Below are 18,303 nucleotides of genomic sequence, written 5' to 3'. Positions count from 1 at the left end.
GAGCTGTACATCGCGGTGGGCATCTCGGGCGCCATCCAGCACCTGGCGGGGATGAAGGACTCCCGGGTGATCGTGGCCATCAACAAGGACGAGGAAGCGCCGATCTTCCAGGTCGCGGACTATGGATTGGTCGCCGATCTCTTCGAGGCCGTGCCTGAGCTGGAAAGCAAGCTGTAAGCGGAAGATCGTGATCTTCCAGGTCGCGCTTTCGATAGTTACCGGTCTCGTGGCCGATCTGTTCAGGGGCATTGTCCGCGCTGGAAACCGGCTGTGATAACCCAGCCGCCACCTTAAAAAGGGCCGGCTTTCCCTGCGGGAGGCCGGCCCTTCGATGCCTCGGCGAATCAGAGGCGTCAGTCCCGGGCGGAGGCCGGGGCGTTGCCCATCGCCCGGTGAGCGCGCTCGAGGTCCTCGGGCTCCAGCTCCCAGGCCTGGGGATCCAGGTCCAGCTCCGGATGGTCCTTGGCATTGAAGATCGGTTGCTCGATGCCGTTGCGTCGCTGGCCGTCGAAGTCCTTGAGGATGCGCAGGCCTGGCTTGAACAGCAGGATCAGGGCGATGAGGTTGGCTACTGCCAGCAGGCCCATGGTCACGTCGGCGAAGCCGAAGACGGTGCCCAGGTCGGTGGTGGCGCCCCAGCAGACCAGCAGCACGATGGCGACCCGGAAGGCATTGAACAGGTTCTGGTTGCGACGGCTGAAGAAGTTGAGGCTGTTCTCGCCCAGATAGTAGTTGTAGAGGATGGTGCTGAAGGCGAACAGCAGTAGGGCCAGGCTGACGAAGGTGCGGCCCCATTCGCCGACGTGGTCGGCCAGCGCCGCCTGGGTCAGGGCGATGCCCGCCACCTCGTTGCCGGATGCCGGATCGTAGGCACCGCTGAGCAGGATCACGAAGGCGGTGGCGGAGCAGATGATCACGGTGTCGATGAATACCGAGAAGGCCTGGACGATGCCCTGGTTGGCCGGGTGCGGCACATAGGCCACCGCCGCCACGTTGGGCGCGCTGCCGAGGCCGGCCTCGTTGGAGAACAGGCCGCGCTTGACGCCCATCAGGATCGCCGCGCCGATGCCGCCGCCGATGGCCGGCTCGAGGCCGAAGGCGCTCTTGACGATCAGCGTGACCACCGCGGGAATCTCGGTGATGTTGAGGCCCAGCACCACCAGCGCGATCAGGATGTAGCCGCCGGCCATGAAGGGCACCAGGAACTCCGAGATGCGGGCGATGCGCTTGATGCCGCCGAAGATGATCAGCCCCACCAGCATGGCCAGGCCGAGGCCGCTGTAGAGTACCGGCACGCCGAAGGCATCACCGAAGGAGGTGGCCACGGCGTAGGACTGCAGGGCGGTGAAGGCGAAGCCGAAGGTTGCCAGCAGCAGCACCGAGTAGAGGCCGGCCAACCAGTTCCAGCGTCGGCCAAGGCCGCGGGAAATGTAGTAGGCCGGGCCGCCGCGGTAGGTGCCGTCACCCTCGGCCTGCTTGTAGGTCTGGGCCAGGGTGCACTCGAGGAAGCTGGTGGCCATGCCCATCAGGCCGACCACCCACATCCAGAACACGGCCCCCGGGCCGCCCAGGGTGATGGCCACGGCGACGCCGGCGATGTTGCCGCCGCCGACCCGGCCGGCCACCGACAGCACCAGCGCCTGGAAGGAGCTCAGGTGGCCGTGCTTGTCGCGCTTGAAGGCCTGGCTGGCGCCGAGGATGCGGAACATGCGGGCGAAGTAGCGAAACTGCACGAAGCGTGAGGCGAGGGTGAAGCCCACGCCCACGACAATCAGCAGCACCAGCAGGACCTTGCCCCACAGCAGGTCGTTGAGGAAATCCAACATCCGGTTGTCTCCATCTTGGTGTTATTCGAAGTGCGGGGAGATTTAAGCAGGCCGCAAGGGCGCTGGGATTTGACGCTCTGGTGCGCCCTGGCGCACTATCCGGCGCACCGAGTGCGCCAGACTGCACCAGCCGAGGGAGAAGGGGACATGCACGACGACTTTGCGGCCAACCTGCGGCTGCTGTGTAGCTACTACCGCTCCATCGCCGAGGTGTGTCGGCGGCTCGACATCAACCGGGCGCAGTTCAACCGCTACCTCAGCGGCCGCTACAAGCCCGCCGACCACACCATGCGCCGGATCTGCGACTTCTTCGGCGTCGAGGTCCACGAGATCCTGCTGCCCCACGAGGACTTCCAGCCGCTGGTGCGGCTGCGCCCCGAGGCCGAGGGCCGGGGCGAGGCGGCGCGACAGGCGGCCTCGGCGGAGATTCCGGCCAGCCTGCTCGAGAAGGGCCGCCAGGGCATGTCGCGCTACCTGGGCTGTTACCACGAGTACTACCTGGCGATGTCCCGTCCTGGCCAGGTGCTGTGCACCCTGGTATGTCTCGAGCGACGCGGCGACGACATCCTCTACCAGCGCACCGAACGCATGCCTTCTGTGGCCGGCGGTCGACCCTGCCACAATCGCTACCGGGGCATGGCGCTGCTGCTCACCGACCGCCTGTTCCTGGTCGACCACGAGTCCCTCAACGGCCACGAGATCACCCAGACCATCCTGTTCCCCAGCTTCAAGAGCCATGTGTCGCGGCTCACCGGCCTCAAGCTGGGCGTGGCAGACAGCAGCGAACGCATGCCCTGCTGCGTGCGGGTGCTCTACGAGCGTCTCCCCGACACGCTGGGCCCGCGCCAGGCGCTGGCGCGCTGTGGGCTCCATGCCCTGGACGATCCGACCCTCGATCCGGAGGTCGTGGCGGCGGTCCGTAACGACGTCGCCCCCGGCGAATGGCAGTTCCGCGCGCGCTATCCGTGATACGAGGGTAGCGGGGCGGCTTAGGGAAATGCTGAATAAATCGTCGAGCGTAGTGAAGCGCAACAAGGCGATTTACACGCGCAGGCCTTTAAGCAGTGTTTCCTTAGATTCGGTCCAGCAACTGCCACCATAAGTAATCCAGCGGCCATAGCAGCACCAGGCTCAGGCCCGCCATGATCAGGCAGACCCGGGCCCCGGTGCGCAGCGACAAGCGGGCCGCCAGCAGGCCGACCACCAGCGGCGGCGCCTGGTAGGGCAGTAGGATGGTCGAGAAGCCCACCACCTGGGTCATGGTCACCGCCTCCGGCGACCAGCCGGTGATGGTGGCGATCTCGGGGGCCAGCGGCGTCAGCACCGCGGGCACGCCGGGCAGGGTGAGGAAGGTGCCGAGCGCCATCGCCAGCCCGCCGAGCAGCCCGAAGGTCAGGGTGTCGCCGGCTCCTTCCAACGGCAGGGCAGTGAGCAGCACGTGGGCGACCCGCTCGCCCAGTCCGCTCTGGTAGGCCAGGGCGCCGAGGCTGACGATGCCCGCGACGTAGAACAGGGGCTCGATGTTCAACGACTGCAAGGGCTTGTCCTTCATCAGCCCGCTGCCGGGAAACAGACAGACCAGTGCCGCCGCGAGGCCGATCCAGGCCGGCGAGATGCCGTGCCAGGCGTCGCTGGCCCACAGCGCGACCGCCAGGACCAGCAGCAGGGCCAGGCAACGTGCCGGGCGCTCGAGGGACGGTGTGGTGGCCTGCCGTTCTACGGGGTTGGGGTCGTGGTCCGGGTACAGTCGCAGCATCACGACGATCAGGAGCAGCGCCTTGAGCAGTCCCAGCACCGGAAAGTGCAGCCACAGGTAGGCACTGTAGGTCGGCGGGGCGCCGAGCACCGCTTCGCTGGCGCCCATCAGCACGTTGTTGGGGACGTTGGCCGGGAGGATGGCATAGGTGGGCAGGAAGGTGCCCATCATGCCGCCGAGGATCAACCCGGTGCGGCCCGGGCGGCCCTCGTTGTAGCCGAGTTGGTCGGCCAGGGTCACGAGGATCGGTACCATCAGCACGATGCGTCCCATGCCCGAAGGCATGACGAAGGCCATCGCCACCCCCAGTGCCACCACACCGGCTACCGCACCGGCGTAGGAGCCTGCCAGGTGTGGCCCGACTCGCTGGGCGAGGCGCGTGCCGAGCCCGGTGTGCTGGATCGCCGCGCCGATCACCAGCCCCGAGAACACCAGCCAGGTCGCCGCCGAGGCGAAGCCGGCGAAGATCGTCCCGGTCTCCGCTACGCCGGCCACTGTGCACAGCGTGAAGAACACCAGCGCCGTCAGCCACTGGGGCAGCCAGCCCGTCGCCCACAGGGCGATCGACAGCACGATCACGCTGGCCGCCCGGGGCATCGGTGAGGCCGCGGGCACGAGCAGCAGGAAGGCGGCCACCGCCAGGATAGCGATCAGGCTGGCGAGATGGCGTGGAGAGAGGCGAGAGGCGGCGGTCATGGTGGCTCCGGGCGGGCAGAGCCGGTGAGATTAGCAGGCGAATAAGCGGGCGCTCAAATGACTGGCGCCTTGGCGAAGCCGGGGAGGAAGTGAAACGCCCTGTCGCAGACGATCTGAAGCGACGGCGTGGTTAGCTGTGCATGGCCATTGCGATACGGTAAAAGGTAAATGATGTTTATGTTTAACTTATTTTTATTTAATTGATGGCATAACTTTTCGGCGATAGCGTTAGGGATGTCCATTCCACACAATACAACCAAGGACTTTTACTATGTCTGTTCTCAAAGCCTGCCGATTCCTGGCCCTCGTCACCCTGGCCTCCAGTGGTGTCGCTCAGGCCGCCGAGTATCCTCAGAAGAATCTCGACTATATCGTGCCATTCGCCGCCGGTGGTGCCGTTGACTTTACGGGTCGACTTATCGCCGATAATGCCCCGGAAGCCTTCGATGGCCACAAGTTCGTCGTCAAGAACATGCCTGGTGGCGGCGCGGTGGTCGGTCAAACTTACGTCAGCTCGGCCCCGGAGGATGGCTATACGCTGCTGGCCATGACCTCGTCGATCATCAATAATTCTCTAACCAAGTCGGTCAGTTACGATCTCGAGAGTTTCACGCCGCTGGCGCTCTACAATCTTGATCCCGAAGTGATCGTCACGGGGGCCGACAGCGAGATCAACGATCTTCAGCATTTCCTGGATGCGGCTTCCGAAGGGGATGTCAGCATTGCTACTCCGGGCAACTCAACGTCTCACCATATCGCGGCCCTGTCCCTGGCCCAGGAGGAGCAACTCAACTTCCGTTATGTGCATAATGCCAGCGCCGCTGCGCAGCTCCAGCAATTGATGGGTGGTCATGTTCGAGCGGGATTCATGTCGCTGGGGGAAGCCGTCGGCCCCTCTGAGGACGGCAGCATCCGCATTCTCGCCGTCATGGATAGCTCGCGCAGCGACCTCGCTCCGGACGTTCCTACCTATCAAGAAGTGACAGGCGACGATATGCAGTGGGGTACCTTCCGTGGCATTGCCGCCCCGGCTGGCTTGCCCTCAGAGGTAGAGGCTGAATTGGAGGCTCGGCTGGAGCAACTGCTGACCTCGTCCGAGTTTGCCGAGCGGATGAATGCCGCAGGCTACAAGGTTGATTATCGTGATGGTGACGCCTTCAGCCGTTACCTCGATACTACCGCTGAGAAGATGCAACAGGTCCTGCCTCTGCTGGATACTCAGTCATGAACCTGGAACGCCTCTCACCCCTGTCCGGCCACTGGTTGGACAGGGTATTGTCGCTGATCTGTCTGGTCCTGGCGGTGGGCGTGCTCACGGTGGCCGATACCTACCCTGATTCGGCCGCCGCAGTTCCCTTGATTGTGGGCTGGCTACTCGTGGTGTGTGCCATCGGGCTCTGGCTATTCCCCGGCAAGCCGAGCAACACGCAGGATGTGGTCGTGACTCGCCTGATGCGTGCCGCGGCGATTCTCGTGCTCGCCTTGTGGCTATTCGGCGCCGTCGGCGCCGATGCCGGTGTGTGGACCCTGTTCTTTGGTTGCGCCTGGCTCATGGGGCATGTGCCGAATTGGCGACTAGCGGTCGTGGCGCTGCTGTTCACGGGCGTGCTGGGCGGCATGTTCGGTGGTCTCCTGGGTGTTCCCCTGCAAGGACCGTTGTTTGATCTCTTCCTTGATTGATCCTTTCGCCTACCCGAAGCAAGGACCATCTCCATGGATTACGCTGCCTTGTTGCAAGCCGGGCTACATGCCGTCAGCCTCTGGCCGTTGCTCAGCCTGTTGGCTGGCGTCACACTGGGGCTGGTCGTCGGCTCCATACCGGGGCTCAACGACACCATCACCTTGGCTGTGTTGGTACCCATTACCTTCGCTATGCCTTCCGACGTTGCCTTTCCGTTACTCGTTGGCGTTTACTGTGCTGCCTGTTTCGGTGGTGCCTTTCCGGCGATTCTGCTGAAGATTCCCGGCACGGCTTCATCCGTTCTCACCGCGCTCGATGGTCATGCCATGGTCCGCCAGGGCAATGCCGGCCGTGCGCTCGGCATCGCGACTTATAGCTCAACGTTCGCTGGTGTGCTGTCTGCCCTGGTGCTGTTGTTCTTCGCGCCGCTTCTCGCCCAGTACGCGCTTAAATTCGGCCCCGCTGAATATTTCTCGCTGAGCGTTCTGGGCCTGTCGACGGTAATCGGCATGGGCGCCGGCAATGTCATGAAAAGCGCGCTGTCCTGCCTGCTAGGGCTATTGGTTGCCATGATTGGCATGAGCCCTGAGTCGGGCTTCCCACGTTTTACCTTCGGCAGTTTCTGGCTTTTCGAAGGCTTGCCACTGACGCCCATTCTGATCGGGCTGTTTGGACTCAGCGTAGTATTCGAAATGTTGGTTCGAAAGCCGGATGCCAGCGAATCAAATCTGCCCGGACGGGAGACAATCCGTTTCACCGATATGCTGCTTCCCGCACCTCTGGTCCGCCGTCTGCTCCCTACGTGGCTAAGCGCGGCGACTCTCGGTAATTTGGTGGGCATCTTGCCTGGAGCCGGCATGCTGGTGGCGATCTACATGTCCTACGAGCGCGTCCGGCGCCGTTTCGGCGACCGTTGCGGAAAAGGGCTGCCGGAAGGCATCGCGGCACCGGAAGCCGCCAACAACTCGGTGGTCTCCAGCTCCATGGTGCCTCTGTTGTCTCTGGGGATCCCCGGCAACTCGACGTCGGCCCTGTTCCTCGGTGCCTTGTTGATACAGGGCTTACGGCCAGGGCCCGGATTATTTAACGATAGCCCTGATGTGGCCTACTTGATCGTGGCCTGTTTCGTGATCGCCAACCTGATGATGTTCCCCGTGGGCTTGTTGCTCGCACGTATCGTGCCCAATCTGATTCGTGCCATTCCCCAGCCGTTGCTGACGGCCGTGATTGCAGGCTTGTGCTTCACGGGTGCGTTTGCCATCGGCAATAGTGTGTTCGGGATCATGGTGGCCCTGGCGTTTGGACTTATTGGCTTCGGCTTCAACCGCATGCAGGTTCCTCTGTCGCCATTCATTTTGGCGCTGGTCTTGGCTCCGGTAATCGAGCGTGCCTTCTTCCAGAGCATGTCGCTGTCTGGGGGAACTGTCAGCTATTTCTTCACGCAGCCTTTGAGTGCAGCGATGCTTCTGTTCACCGCAGGGTTCTTGCTTTGGCCACTTGGTAAACGATACGTCCTGCGCCATCGTGAACCGGCTTGAGGCTAGCTTCCATCGATCGATGGAGAGGCGCCGCCAACCTGGCTGGCGAGTAACTGATAGAGTTTGCTGGCAGCTTCGCTGGGATTGTCGTCGCGCAGGTAAAGATAGAAATTGATGTCAGGCAGCGACGGCAACCCCTGACGTTCCCCGAGCACCCGGAACTCGGGGGTGACCAGCTCGATACTACGAGCCGTGATGCCCAGGCCGGCGCGAACAGCCGCCTTGATCCCCGCAAGGTTGGGCGCGACGTAACTCTCTGTGTATTCCCGCTGCGATTGATCTAGCGCTTCCAGGGCAATGCGCCGAAAGATGCTGGGTTCATCAGCCAACACCAGTGATAACGGCTCAGACGGCTCGAATTGATAATCGCTGGCAGCGATCCACACGACCGGGGAGCTTCGCAGCACCAGGTGCGGGTGCCCGGCCACTGCTCGCGTCGAGATTGTCAGGTCGAGCTCGCCAGCAAACAGCATATCCATCAAGTCGGGACTGCGGCCGACATGTATGGCCATCGACAAGCGAGGGTTGGCGCGCGCAAAGCGCTGCAGAATGTTTGGCAAGACCGTGTCGGCGATATCGGCGGGCGCTCCGATACGCACCGGACCGCTGAGTTCCTGATCGTGCAATGTCGCCCATAGTTCATCGTGCAGGGCCAGCAAGCGTCGCGCGTATTCAGCCAGGCGGATGCCCGCCGCCGTCAGTTGTTTCTGACGTCCACGCTTGATGAACAGCGATACCTGAAGCTCGCTTTCCAGTCGCCCCATCTGTTGACTGATGGCGGGTTGTGACTTGTGGACCTTGAGGGCGGCCTTGGCGAAACTCGATTCGTCGCAGATGGCCACGAAAGTTCTAAGCAGCGACAGGTCGAGATGGCGCATAAAGTTAAGCTCTTGTTATGTATTAACCAGAAAAGCTTATTATAAATATAATGTTTAATACAGTACCTTGGGGGAGACCTTGATAACCACGGAATAGCCCTTATGGATACTTCAGCGTCATACCGTGAACAGGCCGTCTCCGACACGCTTCACCGAATCAACCGAATACTCGACGCCCAGGTAGTGTCCCGCCAGATGCTCGATACCATCCTGGACGAGCTCATGCGGTTGGCCGCACGAGTCGAGCTGTGGAACGACGCCGAATTTCCCCCTCCGGATCCCGATGAACATCAGGCTCGCTATCTGATCGACCAGGGAGACGATCTGACCGTAGCGCTCTATCTCAACGTCATGCGGCCCGGTAAGCACATCCCTCCGCATGACCACACGACCTGGGCCTGCATCGCCGGTGTCGAGGGTGAGGAGTGCAACACACTGTATGAGCGAGTGGACGATGGATCAGAGCCCGGCCGGGCGACCTTGATCGTCACTGAGCAGCGTGTCGTAGGTCCAGGCAGCGGGATTGCGCTACTTCCCGATGATATTCACTCGGTGAAGATTGAGGGGACATCTCCCATCCGTCATCTCCATCTCTATGGCCGTGCCCTGGAAACACTGACCGAGCGAACGGCCTTTGACCTAGAGACCGGTACCTGCCGGACCATGGATATTGGTGTCAAGACACGCCAGGCGGGGGAACAGTAATGCACGGGATTGTGTCTCGGGACCTCAAATGCCTCCTGGCCCGCAAGAACCAGGAAATCGCTTTCCTCGACATTCGCGAGTTTGGTGAGTATGGCATGGGCCACCCTTTTCACGCCGTCAATGTCCCTTTCAGCCGTCTTGAATCTCTGGTCGGCCAACTGGTGCCACGATTGGGCACGCCGCTGGTCGTCATGGATGACCATGGCGAAGGACGTGCTCGCCGGGCCGCCCAGTGCCTGGCCGATCTCGGCTATGGGGATATTGCCTACCTGGAGGGAGGAGTAGCCGCTTGGCGGGAGAGTGGCTACGGGCTTTTTGCCGGCGTCAATGTGATCAGCAAGACATTCGGCGAGCTGGTGCATGAGCACTTCCAGCCGGCCGGGATTGAAGCCAGTACACTGGCCGAGTGGCAGCGCCAAGGACGTCCCGTCCACATCATCGATGGCCGCCCCATCGCCGAATATCGCAAGATGAATATTCCTTCCAGCGTATGTTGCCCCAACGGCGAACTCGCCAAGCGACTACCCACCCTTCTCGAGGGAGACGCCTCTACCCCGGTGGTTGTCAACTGTGCCGGGCGTACTCGAAGTATCATCGGTGCTCAGACTCTACGCTGGTTAGGCATCGAGAACCCGGTCTATGCCCTCGAGAACGGTACCCAAGGTTGGCGGTTGGCCGGGCTTACACTGGAACATGGCAGCGACCGTGGCTATCCCCAGAATACTGAGACCAAGGACGAATTGGGCGCTGCCGCACGTCGACTAGCCGGATCACGCGACGTCATGGCGATCGGCGCCGCGACGCTGGACAATTGGCTAGCAGATGATCGGCGTACTACCTACGTCTTCGACATTCGCACCGAGGAAGAATACCTTCAGGACAGTCTTCCCGGTGCCGTCCACGCCCCCGGTGGCCAGTTGATCCAGGCCACCGATCACTGGGTAGGCGTTCGACACGCCCGCCTAGTGTTGATTGATGATGATGAGTGCCGGGCACCTTTGGTCGCCAGTTGGTTGGCGCTGATGGGCATGGACGTCGCATGGCTTCGCGGAGGCCGAGCGTCATGGTCATGCCTGCGCAACCTGACGAAACGAACCCCAGGCAGCATGTCGCCGCCAGCCCCACAGACTGTGGATCTCGCGACGGCACTGGAACCGACCACTCTATGCCTCGACGCTCGCCCCGGCATGCAATATCGGGAAGGGCACTTGCCCGGTGCACGTTGGGTCAACCGATCGCTGCTCGGCAAACAACTCTCAGAGGATGATATCCATCGCCCCGTAGTGATTGTCGCCGATGAGGAACGCGCCGCTTGCCTGGCTTCTGAGCTCAAGGCACATGGCGTCAATCGCATTGGTTGGCTTGTCCCGGCGTTCGATGCCTGGGCAAGCGAAGGAATCGCCCTGGATCGTACCCCCAATGAGCCTGACGATGACCACTGCATCGATTTTCTGTTCTTCGTTCATGATCGGCACGATGGCAACCTAGAGGCTTCCCGGCGTTATCTTGCCTGGGAGACTGGCCTGCTTGCCCAGCTCGACGAACAAGAGCGCAGTACTTTCACCCTCTGAGTGGGACCGCGAGGCATTCTTATGAAGCTAGAGACCGACCTGATCCATCTTGGCCGCCCTTCGGAGACGCCGGCCCCGGTCAACCCTCCGGTGGTTCGCACCAGTACCGTGACATTCGATTCACTCGGCGAGATGCGTGACGTCAAGCAGCGGCGAGGTGAAGGGGAGCGCCTGTTCAGCTATGGCAGGCGCGGCACGCCGACCACTCATGCGCTGGAGGACGCCATCTCGCGCCTGGAGTGCGGCGAGCATACACAGTTGCTGCCGTCGGGAGTGGCAGCCATCAACCTGGTTTTCATGACCCTGCTGCGGCCCGGCGGGCATGTGGTCATCGCCGATAGCGTTTATCTGCCGGTGAGACGCATCGTGGAAGGTTGGCTGCGTCCTTGGGGCATCGTCGTTGACTTCTTCGATGGCACCCCCGAACACTTGCTGAGTCAGCTACGTACCGATACACAGTTGATCTACACAGAGGTTCCCGGCTCGCTGGTCTACGATATGCAGGACCTTCCCGCACTAGCGTCAATTGCGACCAAGCGTGACATCCCTTTGGCTGTCGACAACACCTGGGCCAGCGGAATACTCATGAGGCCGTTGGAACATGGCGCCACGGTGTCGTTGATGGCCGGTACCAAGTACGTTGTCGGCCACTCTGATGTCATGTTGGGCAGTGTCACTGCCAACGGCGATATCGGTCGGCGACTGGGCGAGATGGCGGTGACGCAGGGGCAATGCTTGGGTGGCGATGACGCCTATCTCGCTTTGCGTGGCCTCCGCACTCTGAAATGCCGCATGGAAACCCATGCCAGTAACGCTCAGCGCCTGGGCGACTGGTTGGCACAGCAACCTAGGGTGGCACGGATTCATCAGCCCTCGCGTACTGAGCATGTCGGTCACGATCTCTGGCAACGCGATTTCAATGGCACCAACGGCCTTCTGACCGTGGAGTTTACCGTCGACACCGACACCGCACGAGTGGATGCCTTGGTTGAGCAGCTGATGCTGTTTGGCATTGGCTCTTCGTGGGGGGGCTTTGAAAGTCTCGCCTTGCCTTGCGACATCGCTACCGCGCGAAGCTTGGACGATAGCTGGTTGCGGCGAGGTCCTTGTCTGCGTCTGCATGTCGGTTTGGAGGCGCCCGGTGACCTTGAGGCTGATCTCGGCAGAGCCTGGCAGGCCTTAGAGAACTAAGGCGGCCCTTCAGGACCGCCTTGTTGACAAGGGCATGTGGCGTGAAAACCCTTACTTCACCCGCGGGTCCAGTTCGCCGCGCTCGTAGCGCAGGAACATCTCTTCGAGGTTGATCGGTTTGATCTTCGAGGCGTTGCCGGCGGTGCCGAAGGCCTCGTAGCGGGCCTTGCAGACGTCCTTCATGGCCGCGGTGCTGGCCTTGAGGAACTTGCGCGGGTCGAACTCGGCCGGGTTCTCGGCCAGGAAGCGACGCACCGCGCCGGTGGAGGCCAGGCGCAGGTCGGTGTCGATGTTGACCTTGCGCACGCCGTGCTTGATGCCCTCGACGATCTCCTCGACCGGCACGCCGTAGGTCTCGGGGATCTGCCCGCCGAACTCGTTGATCACCTCGAGCCACTCCTGGGGCACCGAGGAGGAGCCGTGCATCACCAGGTGAGTCTCGGGGATGCGGGCGTGGATCTCCTTGATGCGCTGGATGGAGAGGGTGTCGCCGGTGGGCGGCCGGGTGAACTTGTAGGCGCCGTGGCTGGTGCCGATGGCGATGGCCAGGGCGTCCACGTGGGTGGCCTTGACGAATTCGGCGGCCTCTTCGGGATCGGTGAGCAGCTGGTCATGGTCGAGCTTGCCCTCGGCGCCGACGCCGTCTTCCTCGCCGGCCATGCCGGTTTCCAGGCTGCCCAGGCAGCCCAGCTCGCCCTCGACGGACACGCCGCAGGCGTGGGCCATCTCGACGGTACGCCGGGTGACGTCGACGTTATAGTCATAGCTGGCCGGGGTCTTGCCATCCTCGCCCAGCGAGCCGTCCATCATTACCGAGGAGAAGCCGAGCTGGATGGAGCGCTGGCAAACGGCGGGGCTGGTGCCGTGATCCTGGTGCATGGCCACCGGGATGTGCGGGAACTCCTCGACGGCGGCCAGGATCAGGTGCCGCAGGAAGGGCGCGCCGGCGTATTTGCGGGCGCCGGCGGAGGCCTGGACGATCACCGGGGAGTCGGTCTCGTCGGCCGCTTCCATGATGGCGCGCATCTGTTCGAGATTGTTGACGTTGAAGGCCGGGACGCCGTAGCCGTGTTCGGCGGCGTGGTCCAGCATCTGGCGCATGCTGATCAGTGCCATGTTTCGTACCTGTCTAGCGTGATGGCGCCGCCCCCGAGGGCGGCGCTTCCTTTGAGTGTGGCTCGACGGCGTCCGAAGACGTGGCCGGGCGAGCGGGGCCGCGTAGTCTATCAGGCCTTGTCGGCTGCCGCTTCCAGAGCGGATACGGCCGGCAGGGTCTTGCCCTCGACGTATTCGAGGAAGGCGCCGCCGCCGGTGGAGATATAGGAGACCCGCTCGGCGATGCCGTACTTGTCGATGGCCGCCAGGGTGTCGCCGCCGCCGGCGATGGAGAAGGCCTCGCTCTCGGCGATGGCCTGCGACAGCGCTTCGGTGCCGTGGCCGAACTGGTCGATCTCGAACACGCCCACCGGGCCGTTCCACAGGATGGTGCCGTCGGCCTTGAGTTGTGCAGCGAGGCGTCCGGCGGTGTCGGGGCCGATGTCGAGGATCATCTCGTCATCGCCCACCTGGTCGACCGGCTTGGTCACGGCGGTGGCGCTTTCCGAGAACTCGGTGGCGACGACCACGTCGCTGGGCAGCGGGATCTCGACCTTGGCCATCAGCGCCTTGGCCTGGTCGATCAGGTCGGCCTCGTGCAGCGATTTGCCGACGTTGTAACCGGCCGCGGCGATGAAGGTGTTGGCGATGCCGCCGCCGACGATGATCCGGTCGCATTTCTTGGACAGTGCGGTGAGCACCTCGAGCTTGGTGGACACCTTGGAGCCGCCGACGATGGCGGTCATCGGGCGGGCCGGGGTGGCCAGGGCCTTTTCAAGGGCCTCGAGTTCCTGCGCCAGCAGCGGGCCGGCACAGGCCTCGGGGGCGAAGCGGGCCACGCCATGGGTGGAGGCCTGGGCGCGGTGGGCAGTGCCGAAGGCGTCCATCACGTAGACGTCGCACAGCGCCGCGTACTGCCGGGCCAGCGCTTCGTCGTCCTTCTTCTCGCCGCGGTTGAAGCGCACGTTCTCGAGCAGTGCGACCTCGCCCTCGACGAGTTCGATCTCGCCGTCCAGGTAGTCCTTGACCAGGCCAACCCGGCGCTCGAGCAGTTCACCGAGGTGGTCGGCCACCGGGGCCAGCGAGAATTCCTCGGCGGGTTCGCCCTCGGTGGGGCGGCCCAGGTGGCTCATCAGCATCACTCGAGCGCCTGCCTCGAGCGCTGCCCGGATGGTCGGCAGGCAAGCCCGCAGGCGGGCATCGCTGGTCACCTTGCCGTGCTTGACGGGCACGTTCAGGTCCTCGCGGATCAGCACGCGCTTGCCGCGGAGGTCGAGGTCGGTCATCTTGCGCACGTTCATGGAAGCAGGTTCCTCGTCTGGGAAAGCCGAAGGGAATTCAAGCGTCGGAGGGCGGCACCGGCCCCAGTCGGGCGATGCGACCGGTGACGTCGAGCATGCGGTTGGCGAACCCCCACTCGTTGTCGAACCAGCACAGCATCTTGATCAGTCGGCCGCCGGCCACTCGGGTCTGGGTAGCGTCCACGATACCGGAGCGCGGATCGTGGTTGAAGTCGACCGAGGCCATGGGCTCTTCGGTATAGCCGAGCAGTCCGGCCAGCCGCGTGCGGCTCGCCTCACGCAGCAATTCGTTGACGGCTTCGGCCGTAGTGTCGGTGCGCACGCACAGCGACAGGTCCATGGCCGAGACGTTGATGGTCGGCACGCGCATGTGCAGGCACTCGAAACGCTCGGCCAGGTGCGGCATCAGGCGATTGATGCCTCGGGCCAGGCCGGTATCCACGGGCACGATGGAGTGCATCGCCGAGCGGGTCAGGCGCAGGTCGGTCTGGTGGTAGGCGTCGATCACCGGCTGGTCGTTCATCGCCGAGTGGATGGTGGTGGTCACGCCGTGCTCGAGGCCCAGGGCCTCGTCGAGCACTGTCAGCACCGGCACCAGGCAGTTGGTGGTGCAGGAGGCCGCGGAGATCACCCGGCAGCCCGGGGTCAGGTCGGCATCGTTGATGCCGGTGACGATGGTGGCGTCGACATCGCTCTCGGCGGGCTGGGAGAACAGCAGGCGCCCGGCGCCGGCGGCCAGGTGGCGCTCGGCGGTCGCGCGGTCCTTGAAGCTGCCCGAGCATTCCAGCACCAGATCGATGCCGAGCTCGTCCCAGGGCAACCGGCTCGGGTCAGGCTCGGAAAGAACCCGAATCGGACGGCCGTCGATCACCAGATGATCGCCGTCGGCCTCGACGTGGCCGGGAAAGCGGCCATGGGTGGTATCGTAACGCGTCAGATAGGCGATGGTGTCCAGCCCTGACAGCTCATTGATGGCCACCACTTCGAGATCGGGCTCGCGACGCTCGATGAGCGCGCGCAGTACGCACTGGCCGATGCGGCCGTAACCGTTGATGGCGATGCGGTGAGCCATGAGGTGCCTCGAAACAAGCTGACGCCGGGAAACTCGAGCTCGCGATTCTAGCGCAAATCCATCCTCGCGTCCCGGGGCTGGACGCGATCTTCCGGCTTCGGCAGTCTGTGGCGGGCGACCCGCATTCGATGGCTGGGCCAGAGCCAGGACACTAGGCTAGATGGTGCATCCCCGTTATCCGTCGAACCACCAAGGAGAGGAAACGCACAATGACCGATATCACACGGCTGCTAGGCGATGAGGCGGACAGCCTGTTGAACCATGAGTGTCGGGGTGTCCCGGCCGGGTCGATCCATCAGCCGGGGCCGGACTTCATCGACCGCGTGATGGCCGATAGCGATCGCAGCCCCCAGGTGCTGCGCAACCTGCAGGCCATCTATGATCATGGCCGCCTGGGTGGCACCGGCTACGTCAGCATCCTGCCGGTCGACCAGGGCATCGAGCACTCGGCCAGTGCCTCGTTCGCGCCCAACCCGCTCTACTTCGACCCCGCCAATATCGTCGAGCTGGCCATCGAGGGCGGCTGCAACTGCGTGGCCTCGACGCTCGGTGGCCTGGCCTCAGTGGCGCGTCGCTATGCCCACAAGATCCCGATGATGGTGAAGCTCAACCACAACGAGACGCTGACCTATCCGGCGGTCTACGACCAGACCCTGTTCGGTCAGGTCGAGCAGGCGCATGCCATGGGCTGCGTGGCGGTGGGCGCGACCATCTATTTCGGCTCGCCCGAGAGTCGCCGCCAGATCACCGAGATCAGCGAGGCCTTCGAGCGGGCCCACCAGCTGGGCATGGTCACGGTGCTGTGGGCCTATCTGCGCAACCCGGCGTTCAAGAAGGATGGCAGCGACTATCATGTCGCGTCCGACCTTACCGGTCAGGCCATCCACATGGCGGCGACGATCAAGGCCGACATCGTCAAGCAGAAGCTGGCCGAGAACAATGGCGGCTATCGGGCGGTCGGGTTCGGCCATACCCATGACAAGGTCTACGACGAACTGACCTCCGACAATCCCATCGATCTGGCGCGCTATCAGGTGGCCAACTGCTACATGGGGCGTATCGGCCTGATCAACTCGGGCGGCGGTTCCAAGGGGCATTCCGACCTGGGCGAGGCGGTACGCACCGCGGTGATCAACAAGCGTGCCGGCGGCATGGGGCTGATCTCCGGTCGCAAGGCGTTCCAGAAGCCCATGGCCGAAGGCGTCGAGTTGCTCAATGCCATTCAGGATGTGTATCTGGACGACGGCATCACTATCGCCTGATAGAAGATCAGATCTTCTGAGGCGTAAATCTCGGTGACGCAAAAGAGCGCGGCCAGTTGGCCGCGCCCTTTGTGTTTAGGCTGCTGTAGGGCTAAGCGGGCTCAAGCGAAGGCGTCCAAACTTTGGGTAGCCACGGGCGCCGGGGATAAGGCGGCGCGAGGGTCATCCGCCATGGAAGGCGGATGTAGCGCCCATGGAGGGGTTTACAGCGCCCTCGCGAAGCCTTGTCGCCGGATAAGCCCACTTCTACCCGCTGGGTTTTGACAGGAACGCTCAGTCCTCGGCGTCGTCCAGCAGCTGGCCGGCTTCGTCGACGACGTTGTCGACGGTGAAGCCGAAGTGCGGGAACAGGTCGCCGGCCGGGGCGGACTCGCCGAAGGTGGTCATGCCGATGACGCGACCCTCGAGGCCGACGTACTTGTGCCACAGGTCCGGGTGGCCGGCCTCGATGACCAGGCGGTTGCCGACCTCGGCGGGCAGCACGGCCTGGCGGTAGGCGGCGTCCTGGGCGTCGAAGACGTCGGTGGACGGCATGGAGACCACGCGCACCTGGCGGCCCTTGTCGGCGAGGGCGGTGGCGGCGTCCATGGCCAGGCCGACCTCGGAGCCGGTGGCGATGAGGATCAGCTCGGGCGTGCCGGCGCTGTCCTTGAGGATGTAGCCACCCCGCTGGATATCGGCGAGCTGCTGCTTGTCGCGTGCCTGGTGGGGCAGGTTCTGGCGCGACAGCACCAGGGCGGTGGGGCCGGCCTGGCGCTTGAGAGCGGCGTTCCAGGCGGCGGCGGTCTCCACGGCGTCGCAGGGGCGCCAGGTCGACATGTTGGGCGTGGTGCGCAGGCTGGTCAGCTGCTCGATCGGCTGGTGGGTGGGGCCGTCCTCGCCCAGGCCGATGGAGTCGTGGGTGAACACGTAGACGCTGCGCACGCCCATCAGGGCCGACATGCGCACGGCGTTGCGCATGTAGTCCATGAAGATCAGGAAGGTCGCGGCATAGGGCACGAAGCCGCCATGCAGGGCGATGCCGTTGGCGATGGCGGCCATGCCGAACTCGCGCACGCCATAGTGCAGGTAGTTGCCGTCGGGGGCGCCTTCCTGCGAGCCCTCGGGGCCGATCACCTTGGCACCGTTCCAGACCGTCAGGTTGGAGGGGGCCAGGTCGGCGCTGCCGCCGAGCAGCTCGGGCAACTGTGGACCGAGTTCATTGAGGCAGGCCAGCGAGGCCTTGCGCGAGGCGGTGGTCTCGGCCTTCGCCTGGGCCTGCTCGATCAGCGCCTCGCTGGTCAGTTCGGCGGGCAGCTCGCCCTTCTGGCGGCGGAGGAATTCGCGGGCCAGCTCGGGATGGGCCTCGGCATAGCGCTCGAAGCGGGCCTGCCACTCGGCCTGGCGCTGCTGGCCGGCCTCGGTGGCGTCCCAGCCCTGGTAGATGGCCTCCGGCACGTGGAAGGGCGCGTGGGGCCAGTCGAGCTGCTCGCGGGCGGCGGCGACTTCGTCCTCGCCGAGCGCCGCGCCGTGGCAGGACTCCTTGCCCTGCTTGTTGGGGGCACCGAAGCCGATCACCGTCTTGCAGATGATCAGGCTGGGCTTGTCGTCGTGCTGGCGGGCCAGCTCGATGGCGGCCTTGACCTCCTCGGGCTTGTGGCCGTCGACGTTGGGCACCACGTGCCAGCCGTAGGCCTCGAAGCGCTTGGCGGTGTCGTCGGTGAACCAGCCCTTGACCTCGCCGTCGATGGA

The 18,303-nt window shown here is 63.8% G+C and carries 16 protein-coding genes; 9 read left to right on the top strand and 7 right to left on the bottom strand.

Features of this window, described 5'->3' with window-relative positions; translation table 11 throughout:
• Positions 1-177: FAD-binding protein (locus LU493_RS18950; RefSeq protein WP_275289372.1), on the top strand; the 177-nt coding region annotated here is incomplete at its 5' end.
• A 176-nt stretch (positions 178-353) separates the two neighbouring features.
• On the opposite strand, the gene LU493_RS18945 is transcribed toward LU493_RS18950, so the two are convergent.
• Positions 354-1,826 (bottom strand): alanine/glycine:cation symporter family protein, encoded by a 1,473-nt coding sequence (locus LU493_RS18945; protein ID WP_275289371.1) that lies wholly within the window; start codon positions 1,824-1,826, stop codon positions 354-356.
• Between the two features lie 147 nt (positions 1,827-1,973).
• On the opposite strand from LU493_RS18945, the gene LU493_RS18940 reads away from it, so the two are divergent.
• A complete protein-coding gene (locus LU493_RS18940; RefSeq protein WP_275289370.1) occupies positions 1,974-2,795 on the top strand; it encodes a helix-turn-helix transcriptional regulator in 822 nt (273 codons plus the stop codon).
• A gap of 103 nt (positions 2,796-2,898) precedes the next feature.
• Here LU493_RS18940 and LU493_RS18935 read toward each other — a convergent pair whose 3' ends face one another.
• Positions 2,899-4,278 carry an SLC13 family permease gene (locus LU493_RS18935; RefSeq protein WP_275289369.1) on the bottom strand — a complete coding sequence of 460 codons (1,380 nt, stop codon included), beginning with the start codon at positions 4,276-4,278 and terminating at the stop codon, positions 2,899-2,901.
• 271 nt (positions 4,279-4,549) lie between these two features.
• Here LU493_RS18935 and LU493_RS18930 point away from each other — a divergent pair, with 271 nt between their 5' ends.
• The 3 genes from LU493_RS18930 to LU493_RS18920 are packed head-to-tail and all read left to right on the top strand — an operon-like array spanning position 4,550 to position 7,497.
• Entirely contained in the window at positions 4,550-5,506 is a 957-nt protein-coding gene (locus LU493_RS18930; protein ID WP_275289368.1) for a Bug family tripartite tricarboxylate transporter substrate binding protein, read from the top strand.
• A complete protein-coding gene (locus LU493_RS18925) occupies positions 5,503-5,958 on the top strand; it encodes a tripartite tricarboxylate transporter TctB family protein (RefSeq protein WP_275289367.1) in 456 nt (151 codons plus the stop codon). Before LU493_RS18930 ends, LU493_RS18925 begins: the two co-directional genes overlap by 4 nt.
• 33 nt (positions 5,959-5,991) lie before the next feature.
• Entirely contained in the window at positions 5,992-7,497 is a 1,506-nt protein-coding gene (locus LU493_RS18920) for a tripartite tricarboxylate transporter permease (RefSeq protein ID WP_275289366.1), read from the top strand.
• A 2-nt stretch (positions 7,498-7,499) separates the two neighbouring features.
• Here LU493_RS18920 and LU493_RS18915 read toward each other — a convergent pair whose 3' ends face one another.
• Positions 7,500-8,375, bottom strand: a complete 876-nt coding sequence (locus tag LU493_RS18915; protein ID WP_275289365.1) for a LysR substrate-binding domain-containing protein — start codon at positions 8,373-8,375, stop codon at positions 7,500-7,502.
• 102 nt (positions 8,376-8,477) lie between these two features.
• On the opposite strand from LU493_RS18915, the gene LU493_RS18910 reads away from it, so the two are divergent.
• Genes LU493_RS18910 through LU493_RS18900 form a run of 3 tightly spaced genes read left to right on the top strand, consistent with a single transcriptional unit; the run spans position 8,478 to position 11,842 of the window.
• On the top strand, positions 8,478-9,080 hold the full coding sequence (locus tag LU493_RS18910) for a cysteine dioxygenase family protein (RefSeq protein WP_275289364.1): 603 nt from the start codon (positions 8,478-8,480) through the stop codon (positions 9,078-9,080).
• Positions 9,080-10,651 carry a rhodanese-like domain-containing protein gene (locus LU493_RS18905; protein ID WP_275289363.1) on the top strand — a complete coding sequence of 524 codons (1,572 nt, stop codon included), beginning with the start codon at positions 9,080-9,082 and terminating at the stop codon, positions 10,649-10,651. The genes LU493_RS18910 and LU493_RS18905 overlap by 1 nt, the downstream gene beginning before the upstream one ends.
• Before the next feature lie 21 nt (positions 10,652-10,672).
• The gene (locus tag LU493_RS18900) at positions 10,673-11,842 is read left to right on the top strand and encodes a trans-sulfuration enzyme family protein (RefSeq protein WP_275289362.1); all 1,170 of its coding nucleotides are present in this window, start codon (positions 10,673-10,675) and stop codon (positions 11,840-11,842) included.
• Positions 11,843-11,893: 51 nt separating this feature from the next.
• Here LU493_RS18900 and fba read toward each other — a convergent pair whose 3' ends face one another.
• The 3 genes from fba to LU493_RS18885 form a co-directional block, all read right to left on the bottom strand.
• The gene (gene fba, locus LU493_RS18895) at positions 11,894-12,958 is read right to left on the bottom strand and encodes a class II fructose-bisphosphate aldolase (protein WP_275289361.1); all 1,065 of its coding nucleotides are present in this window, start codon (positions 12,956-12,958) and stop codon (positions 11,894-11,896) included.
• A gap of 110 nt (positions 12,959-13,068) precedes the next feature.
• Positions 13,069-14,238 carry a phosphoglycerate kinase gene (locus LU493_RS18890; protein ID WP_275289360.1) on the bottom strand — a complete coding sequence of 390 codons (1,170 nt, stop codon included), beginning with the start codon at positions 14,236-14,238 and terminating at the stop codon, positions 13,069-13,071.
• Positions 14,239-14,275: 37 nt separating this feature from the next.
• Entirely contained in the window at positions 14,276-15,310 is a 1,035-nt protein-coding gene (locus LU493_RS18885) for a type I glyceraldehyde-3-phosphate dehydrogenase (protein ID WP_275289359.1), read from the bottom strand.
• A gap of 209 nt (positions 15,311-15,519) precedes the next feature.
• Here LU493_RS18885 and LU493_RS18880 point away from each other — a divergent pair, with 209 nt between their 5' ends.
• Positions 15,520-16,572, top strand: coding sequence for a class I fructose-bisphosphate aldolase (locus LU493_RS18880; protein ID WP_275289358.1), 1,053 nt, complete (start codon positions 15,520-15,522; stop codon positions 16,570-16,572).
• Positions 16,573-16,845: 273 nt separating this feature from the next.
• On the opposite strand, the gene LU493_RS18875 is transcribed toward LU493_RS18880, so the two are convergent.
• The coding region (locus LU493_RS18875; protein WP_275289357.1) for a transketolase family protein at positions 16,846-18,303 on the bottom strand (1,458 nt) is incomplete at its 5' end.

It is taken from the genome of Halomonas elongata, assembly GCF_029081005.1.
Taxonomy (GTDB): domain Bacteria; phylum Pseudomonadota; class Gammaproteobacteria; order Pseudomonadales; family Halomonadaceae; genus Halomonas; species Halomonas elongata_B.
The sequence above is the reverse complement of the archived record's forward strand: the minus strand, read 5'-3'. Positions and strand labels throughout refer to the sequence as shown.